Annotated in this window: 8 protein-coding genes and 1 rRNA gene; 3 read left to right on the top strand and 6 right to left on the bottom strand. The window is 65.5% G+C overall.

Going from position 1 to position 10,820, the window contains the following annotated elements:
• Nucleotides 1-337: 337 nt before the first annotated feature.
• Nucleotides 338-454 (top strand): 5S ribosomal RNA (rrf, locus tag ACX80V_RS21280).
• 180 nt (nucleotides 455-634) lie between these two features.
• Entirely contained in the window at nucleotides 635-1,126 is a 492-nt protein-coding gene (locus ACX80V_RS21275) for an SRPBCC domain-containing protein (protein ID WP_485844816.1), read from the top strand.
• 66 nt (nucleotides 1,127-1,192) lie between these two features.
• On the opposite strand, the gene ACX80V_RS21270 is transcribed toward ACX80V_RS21275, so the two are convergent.
• Both ACX80V_RS21270 and ACX80V_RS21265 read right to left on the bottom strand, forming a co-directional pair.
• Complete coding sequence (locus ACX80V_RS21270) at nucleotides 1,193-2,239, bottom strand: LacI family DNA-binding transcriptional regulator (protein ID WP_485844815.1); 1,047 nt, start codon at nucleotides 2,237-2,239, stop codon at nucleotides 1,193-1,195.
• Nucleotides 2,239-3,981 carry a glycoside hydrolase family 13 protein gene (locus tag ACX80V_RS21265; protein WP_485844814.1) on the bottom strand — a complete coding sequence of 581 codons (1,743 nt, stop codon included), beginning with the start codon at nucleotides 3,979-3,981 and terminating at the stop codon, nucleotides 2,239-2,241. Before ACX80V_RS21265 ends, ACX80V_RS21270 begins: the two co-directional genes overlap by 1 nt.
• A 197-nt stretch (nucleotides 3,982-4,178) precedes the next feature.
• Here ACX80V_RS21265 and ACX80V_RS21260 point away from each other — a divergent pair, with 197 nt between their 5' ends.
• Complete coding sequence (locus tag ACX80V_RS21260) at nucleotides 4,179-5,549, top strand: FAD-binding oxidoreductase (protein WP_485844813.1); 1,371 nt, start codon at nucleotides 4,179-4,181, stop codon at nucleotides 5,547-5,549.
• Between the two features lie 75 nt (nucleotides 5,550-5,624).
• Here ACX80V_RS21260 and ACX80V_RS21255 read toward each other — a convergent pair whose 3' ends face one another.
• The 4 genes from ACX80V_RS21255 to ACX80V_RS21240 form a co-directional block, all read right to left on the bottom strand.
• Entirely contained in the window at nucleotides 5,625-7,046 is a 1,422-nt protein-coding gene (locus ACX80V_RS21255; RefSeq protein ID WP_141139534.1) for a DUF4032 domain-containing protein, read from the bottom strand.
• Between the two features lie 124 nt (nucleotides 7,047-7,170).
• Complete coding sequence (locus ACX80V_RS21250; protein ID WP_104063642.1) at nucleotides 7,171-8,253, bottom strand: ABC transporter ATP-binding protein; 1,083 nt, start codon at nucleotides 8,251-8,253, stop codon at nucleotides 7,171-7,173.
• 234 nt (nucleotides 8,254-8,487) lie between these two features.
• Complete coding sequence (gene otsB, locus ACX80V_RS21245) at nucleotides 8,488-9,318, bottom strand: trehalose-phosphatase (protein ID WP_485844812.1); 831 nt, start codon at nucleotides 9,316-9,318, stop codon at nucleotides 8,488-8,490.
• Nucleotides 9,308-10,810 (bottom strand): alpha,alpha-trehalose-phosphate synthase (UDP-forming), encoded by a 1,503-nt coding sequence (locus ACX80V_RS21240; RefSeq protein WP_485844811.1) that lies wholly within the window; start codon nucleotides 10,808-10,810, stop codon nucleotides 9,308-9,310. The genes otsB and ACX80V_RS21240 overlap by 11 nt, the downstream gene beginning before the upstream one ends.
• Between the last annotated feature and the right edge of the window lie 10 nt (nucleotides 10,811-10,820).

Genomic DNA, 10,820 nt, shown 5'->3' with positions numbered 1-10,820 from the left:
AGAGGCCCCCAGCCAGACCACTGGGTTGATAGGCCGGATGTGGAAGCGAGGACTAACGACTCGTGAAGCTGACCGGTACTAATAGGCCGATAACTTACACCACACACCAATGCGTGAACGGATTTCAAAAGACGTTCACACCAGCACTGGTAAAAAGATAACAAGACTGCTTGCGTCCACTATGTGGTTCCCAAACAACAAACCCGACACGGGCACGTTGCAGGGAACAAAAAACACAACACAATAACAACACCACACCTGCAACCAAAAGTTGCAGAAAGCATGTTGTAACCAGATTTCCCACACACCCCCCACCGGGTGTGACGGGTCGAAGGGTTACGGCGGTCATAGCGTGGGGGAAACGCCCGGTCCCATTCCGAACCCGGAAGCTAAGACCCACAGCGCCGATGGTACTGCACCCGGGAGGGTGTGGGAGAGTAGGTCACCGCCGGAACATCATTAAATGGTCGAGAGCCCCCCAACCACCAGGTTGGGGGGCTGTCCCACGTTAACCACCACACCACAAACACCCCAGCCCGGCACACAGGCCACTGCGGGAGCATCACCCCGAACGCACAGGAAGTGAGAGAGCGTCGACTGTGGCGGATGCTGGAGCCGCGTAGAGTTGGCGTCCATGGATAATCTTTTCAGCCACGCGGACGACGCCCTCCCCGCTTCAGTTGAGCCCGCAGAGAACCTTGAACCTGTCATCTGCACTGTCACAGTGCCGGGGCCGGTGGCGCAGGCGTTCGCCGGCTTCACGGATCACACGCACTTGTGGTGGCCGCTGGATTCACACGGTGTGTACGGGGCAGGATCTTACGTTGAGTTTGAAGAGAACCTCATCGTGGAGACAGCTGACGACGGCAGGACCGCCGTCTGGGGTTCCATAGATGACTGGCAGCCGCCGCTTTCCTTCCACGCGTCCTGGCATCCCGGGACCACCGCTATCTGGTCCACCGAGCTGCGAGTCGCGTTCAGGGCCATGGAATCCGGGACCGAGCTGCGCCTGGTCCACAACGGCTGGGAAGGTGCGGAGGATCCTGCCGCAGCGCGCGCCGACTATGCTGCCGGCTGGCCGAAGGTGCTGGACCGTTTCGTGAGGTTCATGGGCGGGGAAGCTTAGGCCTGACGGCCGGCCCTGAATAGCAGCTTGGGACGGACCCAGCTCAGAATGGACTGAGGGGCACGGTCAGGCCGGCGGGACGGCCGTGCTGTTCCGGACTAGGAACTCCGTAGGATACTCCCGGTCGGTGGCCGCTGCTGACGGTGGCGTGCCCTTGTCAGGCCGCTTCGCGCCGGCGTCGAGCGTTTCCAACAGCATGCGGGCCGCAAGGGCGCCCTGGCCGCGCGCATCCTGGTTGATGGTGGTCAGCCCAAAGACCTCGCCCAGTTCGTGCCCGTCCATGCCGATCACGGAGAGATCCTGCGGCACCCGCAGGCCGAAATCGCGCGCGGCCAGGATGGCGCCGATGGCCATCTCATCGGAAGCGGCAAAAACAGCAGTGGGTCTCCCGGCCGCGGAGGCCAGGAGATTGCGGGCACTCGCGTAGGCGCCTTGGATGGTGAAGTCCGCTGACACTACCCATTCGGGGCGGACAGTATGCCCCGCAGCCTGCATTGCCGCCTCAAAGCCGGCGCGGCGTATCCCCGGCAGTTTGAAGTCCTGGTTCAGTTCGGCATCGCCGGTGATGTGTGCGATCCGGGTGTGGCCCAGCCCGAGGAGGTGCTCGGTGGCTGTCCTGGCGAGGCGGGCGTCATCAATCCTGAGTGTGGACGCACCGGCCAGGGCACCGCCGATGCCGACGATCGGGCGGTGGATTGCCAGGAGCTGTTTGATTTCTGACTCGCTCAGGACCAGCGCCACAGCGATGACCGCATCCAGCCGCTTGCGGAGCAGGAAGTCGTTCAGGACGCTGTGGCGGCGTTCCGGCCGGTCACCCACGTTGTACAGGGTGAGGTCGTATCCGGCGTCGAGCAATGTGCCGGACACGCCCTCCACCACGGACGAGAAGTACCAGCGGTGGATGGACGGGACCACCAGCCCCACGTTGTGGTTACGGCCTGAAGCCAGGCTGGACGCGTGGTAGGACGGGACGAAGCCCAGTTCGTCGGCTGCCGCCTTTGCCAGCTGCCGGCTCTTGGCCGACACGTTCGCCTTGCCGCTGAGCGCCCGCGACACAGTGGCGATCGACAGCCCGGCGCGGTCGGCAACGTCCTTGATGCCCGCAAGTCCCACTATGCCGCGTCGCCTCCGCCAACCCGCAGCCACGCGGTTTCTCCGGACGCCAGGAAGTGGGTTGCGTCCGAGCCAGAGTCAGAGCCGGCGCTGCGGACGAGGACACTGCCTGCCGGCATCTCCAGCGGTTCGTGGTTGAGGTTCATGAGCACCAGCGTATCGCCGTTCAGGTACGCCAGGGACGAACCGCTGCACCAGTCCTCGGCCCAAGCCAGTGACCCGCGGCCCAAACCCAGTTCGCGGCGCAGCGCCAGCATGTTCCGGTACAGGGAAAGATGCGACGACGGCGATGCGGCCTGTGCGTCCCGTGCCAGGTCCGCGAAGCTCGCCGGCAAGGGAAGCCAGGGATCCTGGCCAGAGCCAAAGCCCAGGTGCCGTTCTGTGCTGCGCCACGGGAGGGGAACCCGGCAGCCGTCGCGGCCCAGCCGGGCCCCTCCGGTGCGTGCGAACGTGGGATCCTGCCGCAGGTGCTCCGGAATATCGATGCCGTCCGGCAGCCCAAGCTCCTCACCCTGGTACAGGTAGGCGGCGCCGGGCAGTCCCAGCATAAACAGGGAGGCGGCGGCTGCGCGCCGACGGCCCAGGGCTGTATCCGGCTGCGGATCGGCCGCACCGATGCCGTCGCCATCGCGCGGACCGGGCCCGTTGTAACCAAAGCGGCTGGAATGCCGGACCACGTCGTGGTTGGAGAGCACCCAGGTGCTGGGGGCTCCTACTGCGTCCAGGGCAGTCAGCGAGTCCGTAATAACACTGCGCATCCGGTAAACGTCCAGCCCGGCGTGCAGGTAGGGGAAGTTGAAGGCCTGGTGCATTTCATCGGGCCGGACCCAGTCGGCGAGGCGGGGTAGCGGGTCCACGTTGGCTTCGGCACAGAGAATGCGGTCCGGCCCGTACCCGTCCAGGATCAGGCGCCAGGCCCGGAAGATGTCGTGCAGGGCGGGCTGGCCGAACATCGGGGCCTCGTGGCCGGGGAAGCCGTCCGAGCTGCCGCCGTCGGCCCGGCCGCCCCAGGCGGGCAGGCCCGGGGCCTTGACCAAAGCGTGGGCGACGTCCACCCGGAAGCCGGAGACGCCGCGGTCCAGCCAGAAACGGAGCACCCGCTCAAATTCGGCATGCACGGCCGGGTTGTCCCAGTTGAAGTCCGGCTGAGAGGAATCAAACAGGTGCAGATACCACTGGTCGGGCTGGCCGTCCGGCCCCATGACCCGGGTCCAGGCCGGACCGCCGAAGTGGGACTGCCAGTTGTTGGGCGGTTCGTGGCCTTCAGGCCCGGCCCCGTCCCGGAAGATGAACATGTCGCGCTCCGGGCTCCCTGCCGGGGAGGCGAGGGCTGCCTGGAAAGCCGCGTGCTGGTCCGAGCAGTGGTTGGGAACCAGGTCCACGATGACCCGCAGCCCCAGACGGTTGGCCTCGGCAATCATGACGTCGAAGTCACCCAGGGTGCCGAAGATCGGATCCACGTCGCAGTAATCGCTGACGTCATAGCCGGCATCGCGCTGGGGCGATTTGTAGAAGGGGGACAGCCAGACAGCGTCCACATCCAGCTCGGCCAGCTGCGGCAGTTCCGCCGTAATCCCCGCGAGATCGCCGATGCCGTCGCCGTTGAGGTCCCGGAAGGACCGCGGGTACACCTGGTAGATGACGGCGGAGCGCCACCAGCCGGGGGCGTTGTCGGCGTCGTGGATAAGGGACAGCCGGCCCATCAGTGGGGCGGTGGCGGTAAACGCTGTATCTACAGACATGGAGAAAAGTTTAGGCGTGTCGACACCAAAATGAAAACGCTTCCAGTCATATGACCGCAGGGTTGCTTACGTTCAGATGACTGGTTGAATTCCAGAAATGGAAGCGTTTACAGACTGCAGATGCCGACGCCCTCAGCTCCTGCCGGCCGCCCTAGACTGGGGGAGAACGACAACAACGACAAGGAACGGGAGGCTGCGTGGGCAGCTTGGTTGAAGAGCTGGCGGGCGCCCTCGGGTCAGGGCAGGTCAGTACCGAAGCGGAACTGCTCGCGCGATATGCAGTGGACCAGGCTCCTGTCCTGGATTTCCAGCTCCCCGAAGCGGTGGTCTTTGCCAGGTCAGTTGCGGACGTGCAGGCCGTAGTCAGGCTGTGCGCGGCCCTCAACGTCGCCGTTGTGGCCCGCGGAGCCGGAACAGGCGTGTCCGGCGGTGCGCACGCGAGCAGGAACTGCGTAGTCCTGTCCTTGGAACGGATGAACCGCATTCTTGACCTCAACCCGGACGACGAGACCGCCGTCGTCGAGCCCGGCGTGGTCAACGCCGCCCTCAACGACGCCGCCGCAGAGCACGGCCTGATGTACGCGCCGGATCCGGCGAGCTTCCGTTCCTCGACGATCGGCGGCAACGTTGCCACGAACGCCGGGGGACTGCGCTGCGCCAAGTACGGCGTAACCCGGGACTCGGTGCTGGCGCTGGATGTGGTGCTGGCCGACGGGTCCCTCATCCACACCGGCCACCAGACATTCAAGGGCGTGGCGGGCTACGACCTGACGGGACTGTTTGTGGGCTCTGAGGGCACTCTGGGCATCGTGGTGGGGGCGACCGTCCGGCTCAAGTACCTGCCCCGTGACGTGCACACCATCGCCGCGTTCTACCCGGACTTCAGGCAGGCCGCTGCCGGCGTCCTGGCGGTGGGCCGGGCCCGCGTGCAGCCGGCCATCATGGAATTGCTCGACGGCGGGACGCTGGCCCAGCTGGACGACCTCCACGGCTCCGACCTGAGCTCCCGCGGCCGTTCGCTGCTCCTGATCCAGACCGACGGGTTCGGGGCAGCGGCGGAGGCCGACGTCGTGCGTTCCGTTCTCGCGGCCGGCGGGGCGACGGTGAGCACGGAATCTACGGCGGAAGCCGAGCAGCTCGTGGAACTCCGCCGGAACAGCCGGGGCGTGGAAGTGGATGACGAATACCGTGTGGGCGAGGACGTGGCCGTGCCGCGCTCACGCCTGGTGGATTACGTGGCGGCGCTGGAAGACCTCGCGGCAACACATGGTGTGAGCCTGAAGGTGGTGGCGCACGCGGGAGATGGCAACCTGCACCCTACGTTCTGGATCGACCGCCAGGACAGCGCCGTGGACGCTGACGCCATGGCCCGGCTGAACCTTGCCCTGGACGCCTCCATCGCGGCTGCGCTCGAAATGGGCGGCACCATCACCGGCGAGCACGGGATCGGGCAGTACAAACTGCGCTGGCTGGGCCTGGAGCAGGCGGAACCCGTCAGGGAGCTCCAGCGCAGGATCAAGGAACTCTTTGACCCGGCCGGCATCCTGAACCCGGGCAAGGCCATCTAGAGGCCGCCACCTGCTACCTAGTTGGGGTTGTGTTAACACAGCCGTGCTGCCACCGCTGCCGGCCCATGGTCCGCGTCAGTCGTCGACGTCAGGGTACTCTTCGATGGATTCGTCGGCGCCATAGCGGGAGGACTCCTCGGTTTCCACTTCGAGGATCTTCAGCATTGCCGTGTCCGGGTTAAGCATGATGGCGGCTTCGTCCCGGCGGTGGCGCAGGACGGACTCGATGTAGGACTGCACTGCCTCGGCGAGCGGAATGTGGCGGGCTTGCTCCTCGGACATGTACCAGCGGTGCTCCAACACCTCGTGGACCGCCTCCGCCGGTTCCAGCTTGCGGGACAGGTCGCGGGGGATCGAACGCACGATGGGTTCGAAGACCTGGCTGACCCAGAGGTGCGCGCTGTATTCCTCGTCCATCCCCGGGTTGTTGTCCGCCCGGAAGGAGTCCATGTCATTGAGCAGGCGCCGGGCCTGGTTCTCCTGAGCGTCCAGTCCGGTCAGCCGCAGCAGCCGGCGCTGGTGGTGTCCGGCGTCGACCACCTTGGGCTGGAGCTGGATGGTGGAACCGTTCTGGGTGGTCTTGATGGCGTATTCCTCGACGTCGAACCCGAGCTCGTTGAGCTTCCGGATCCGGGCGGCCACGCGCCAGCGTTCGCCGATTTCGAAGGATTCCTTCTCGGTCAGTTCCGTCCACAGGCGCCGGTAGCTCTCCATGATGAGTTCGCTGGTGGCCACCGGGTCCACCTTCTCCTCGATCAGGCCGCCGTCCAGGAGGTCCATCAGCTCGCCGGCGATGTTGACCCGGGCAATCTCGAGATCGTACTCGCGCTGGCCGGTGGAAAGATCGGGATACAGCTCGCCGGTTTCCGCGTCCACCAGGTAGGCGGCGAACGCGCCCGCGTCACGGCGGAAGAGCGTATTGGAGAGCGAGACGTCGCCCCAGTAGAAGCCGATGAGGTGCAGCCGGACCATCAGCAGGGCCTGAGCATCGATGAGCCTGGTCAGGGTGTCCTTGCGCAGCATCTGCGAGAACAGGGCCCGGTACGGCATGGAGAATTTCAGGTGGCGGGTGACCAGTACGGGGTTCAGCGGCCGCCCATCCAGGGTGGTCCGGCCCGTGATGACTGCTACCGGGACAACGCACGGGACGTCCAGGCGGGCCAGCTTGCGGAGCATGTGGTACTCGTGGCGGGCCACATGCTCGGACGTTTCCTTGATGGCGATGACGGAGCCGCCCAGGTGCGCGAAACGCACAATGTGCCGCGAGATGCCGCGGGGGAGCGCTGCGAGGTTCTCAGCCGGCCAGTCCTCCAGTGCGATGTGCCAGGGCAGGTCCAGGAGTTCGGGATCCGCGGACGCCGCCGTGATGTTCAGCGAGCTGGAAGCGGCAAGGACCTTGTCATCCTTGGCACTCGCTGCCTCGAACCGCGGCAGTTTGCCGACCTGCGCGTAGTCCGTGGGCTCGTCGTGCCACTGTGCACTGTTTTCGTCGGTCATGGGTCAATTCTTTCGTACAGAGGGGCGGCTGGCCTAAACCTCGGGCTTAAACGCCGACGGCGGCCCGTCCAGTCAGGAGGGCCGCCGTCGGTTAGATCTCGACAGGCTCGATCACCGGTTGGGACTAGTCGCCCAGGCGCAGACCGGTCTTGGTGTCGAACAGGTGCACGTGGCCCGACTGCGGACGGACGTAGATGGTGTCGCCCTTCAGCGGGGGGCGCCGGCCGTCGACGCGTGCCACGATGTCGTGGTCCTTGCCGTCCAGCGTCGTGTGGCCGTAGACGTAGGCGTCGGCACCGAGTTCTTCAACAACGTCGACCTCGACCTGGAGACCCTCACCGTGAGAGGCCTGCTCAAGGTCCTCGGGGCGGCTGCCCAGGGTGACGGTGCTGCCGTGGGCCTCTTCGAGGATATTGCGCGGCACCGGGTAAACCGTTCCGCCGAACTGGACGCCGCCGTCGACCACGGGCAGTTCGAGCAGGTTCATGGCGGGGGAGCCGATGAAGCCGGCAACAAAGACGTTCTTGGGCTTGTCGTAGAGGTTGCGCGGGGTGTCTACCTGCATCAGCAGGCCGTCCTTCAGCACAGCCACGCGGTCACCCATGGTCATGGCCTCGACCTGGTCGTGGGTGACGTAAACGGTGGTGACGCCAAGGCGGCGGGTCAGGGATGCGATCTGCGTACGGGTCTGGACGCGGAGCTTGGCGTCCAGGTTGGAAAGCGGCTCATCCATGAGGAACACCTGCGGGTTACGCACGATGGCGCGGCCCATGGCAACACGCTGGCGCTGGCCGCCGGAGAGTGCCTTCGGCTTGCGGTCCAGGTACGGCTCGAGGTCAAGAAGCTTGGCGGCTTCACGGACACGCTCGGCGCGCTCTTCCTTGGAAACGCCGGCGATCTTCAGTGCGAAGCCCATGTTGTCTGCAACCGTCATGTGCGGGTACAGCGCGTAGTTCTGGAAAACCATCGCGATGTCGCGGTCCTTCGGCGGAACATCGGTGACATCGCGGTCGCCAATAAGAATCCGGCCGGCGTTGACGTCCTCAAGGCCTGCGAGCATGCGCAGGGAGGTGGACTTACCGCAACCGGAGGGTCCTACGAGGACCAGAAATTCGCCATCGGCGATTTCGATGTTGAGCTTGTCAACAGCGGGCTTGTCTGTGCCCGGGTACAGACGCGTAGCGTTATCAAAAGTAACTGTAGCCACAGTTATCAATCCCTTCACCGGCAGGTACGTGCCGGACGATCCGTTGTGAATGGTTCATGTAATTCAGTTATCCACGGCATTGCAGCCGTGTACTCCCCGGCCGAAGCCGAGGAGTATCACGTGACGCCGCACGGTTCCTGTGCGCCACATCACAACCAAGAGTATGTCAGACGATTGGCGTATTGGTGCAAATGTTACGGAGGTCACATGTGAGGTTGGACATGTCGCCGATGTTCAGTCAGTGCCGGGCTCTTCTTCCGCCACCACCAGGCTCCGTTCCTGCAGGAGCGCTTCGAGCAGTTCTGCCACGTGGGCCGGGGCTTCCACCCGGAACTCGGCCTGGGTGAAGTCCAGGCCCACCTTGACGCCCACATCGCCGGATTCCAGGCGCGCCAGGGCGTCCTCGTCCGTGACGTCGTCGCCGGCGAAGAGGACCGCAGTGGCCCCGGTGATCTGGCGCAGGAACGTCAGGCCCTCGCCCTTGGAGGCGTTGACTACCGACGTTTCCAGGACGCGTTTGCCGTTCTTCAGGAAAACGCCCTTGCGGTCCTGGAGAACGGAACGGGCCGCAGCCACCGCGTCCTCGGCAACATCGTCCGTGGCCAGCCGGGTATGCAGGACTACGCCTGCGGGCTTGTCTTCGAGGAGCGTGCCCGGTGCCTGCTCAACGATTTCTTCGAGGACACCGCGGACTTCGGCCAGCAGCAGGCGCTGGGCTTCATCGAGTGTCAGCTCCGCGGAGCCGGGGCCCAGCCATGCCTCGGCGCCATGGCTGCCGATCAGCAGCGTGTCCACCGGGGGCGAGGCGGCCGCGCGCAGGCTTGCGAGGGCGCGCCCTGAGATGAGTGCCGTCGTCGTGCGTGGAAGGGCGGCGAGCCCGGCGAAAGCGGCGGCCGAGCGGGGAAGCGGGCGGGCGTCGTCGGCGCGGTCAACCAGCGGGGAAATGGTGCCGTCGAAGTCCATGGCCACCAGCAGGTGTTCCGTCTGGGCGATGCGCCGGGCGGCCTGCCGGAGTTCGGGGGACAAGGTGAGCGGGCCCTTGGCGGGCCGGGCGTCAGGAGTCATCGCGGACAACTTTCTCGTTCAGGGCGGCCAGGAAGTCAGCTGACCAGTGGTCGACGTCGTGTTCCAGGATCTGCTTGCGCATGGACCGCATGCGGCGCGCGGCGTCTTTGGGAGGCAAATCGACGGCCCGCATGATGGTGTCCTTGAGACCGTCGATATCGTGCGGGTTCATCAGGAGCGCCTGCTTGAGCTGGTCCGCGGCGCCAGCGAACTCGCTGAGGACCAGCGCGCCGTCGTTGTCCTTGCGGGCAGTGACGTATTCCTTGGCCACGAGGTTCATGCCGTCCCGCAGTGCCGTCACGAGCATAACGTCGGCGGCGAGGTACAGCGCCACCATCTCCTCCACGGGGTAGCTGTGGTGCAGGTAGCGGACCGCCGTGTTCTGGATGGTGTCGTAGGTGCCGTTGATGTGGCCGACGGTACCTTCGATTTCCTCGCGCAGGAGGCGGTACTGCTCAACCCGTTCGCGGCTGGGGCTGGCAACCTGGATCAGCGTTGCGTCGCCGACCGTCAGCTTGCCTTCGTTCAGGAGTTCCTCGAACGCCTTGAGCCGGTGCCGGATGCCCTTGGTGTAATCGAGCCGGTCCACGCCCAGGAGGATGGTCTTGGGGTTGCCGAGATCCTGGCGGATCTGGCGTGCACGCTCGATGATGTCGGGGTTGTGGGCCAGTTCGTTGATCTGGGCTACGTCGATGGAGATGGGGAAGGCCTGGGCCCTGGCGATGTGCGTGATTTCGCCGTCCTTACCCTTCACATGCACCTGCTGCTGCTTGACGCTGGCGCCGAGGAACCGGCGGGCGGAGCGCATGAAGTTGCCGGCGTCGCTGGGGCGCTGGAAGCCCACGAGGTCTGCACCCATCAGGCCGTCAATGATGGCATGCCGCCACGGCAGCTGGGCGAAGATTTCCGGCGGGGGGAAGGGGATGTGGTTGAAGAACCCGATCCGCAGGTCCGGCCGCGCTTGGCGCAGCAGCCGCGGCACCAGCTGCAGCTGGTAGTCCTGGACCCACACCGTGGCGCCCTGGCCGGCATGGCGTACGACGGCGTCGGCGAACCTTTGGTTGACCCTGCGGTAGGCGTCCCACCAAGTTCTGTGGAACTCCGGCGGAGCGATGACGTCGTGGTAGAGGGGCCACAGGGTGGCGTTGGAGAAACCCTCGTAGTAGAGCTCAACGTCGTCGTTGCTCAGCTGGACGGGCACGAGGTCCATGCCGCCGTGGCTGAAAGGCTCGACGGTTTCGTCAGGGGCGCCGTGCCAACCCACCCACGCGCCGTCGGTCTTGGTCATCATGGGTGCGAGGGCAGTCACCAGGCCGCCGGGGGAGCGGCGCCAGCCGGAGCCGTCATCGCCGCTCTCACCTGGCGCGCAGCGGTCAACCGGCAGCCTGTTGGAGACAACCATAAAATCGTACGTGGCGGCCGTGCTGTGGCTGCTCGCGGCGGCGCCGGTTGCAGGTACAGCTGTTGGTTTTTCTTGGACGGGTGTTTGCATTGCGGCCCCC

Source organism: Pseudarthrobacter arbutini, assembly GCF_054510915.1.
This window is presented reverse-complemented; position numbering and strand designations above follow the sequence as displayed.

What these genes read in the sequence shown, in the direction of transcription:
- ACX80V_RS21275 (WP_485844816.1), top strand. Translation starts at nt 635, where the DNA reads ATGGATAATCTTTTCAGCCACGCGGACGACGCCCTCCCCGCTTCAGTT.
- ACX80V_RS21265 (WP_485844814.1), bottom strand. Translation starts at nt 3,981, where the DNA reads ATGTCTGTAGATACAGCGTTTACCGCCACCGCCCCACTGATGGGCCGG.
- ACX80V_RS21255 (WP_141139534.1), bottom strand. Translation starts at nt 7,046, where the DNA reads ATGACCGACGAAAACAGTGCACAGTGGCACGACGAGCCCACGGACTAC.
- otsB (WP_485844812.1), bottom strand. Translation starts at nt 9,318, where the DNA reads ATGACTCCTGACGCCCGGCCCGCCAAGGGCCCGCTCACCTTGTCCCCC.
- ACX80V_RS21240 (WP_485844811.1), bottom strand. Translation starts at nt 10,810, where the DNA reads ATGCAAACACCCGTCCAAGAAAAACCAACAGCTGTACCTGCAACCGGC.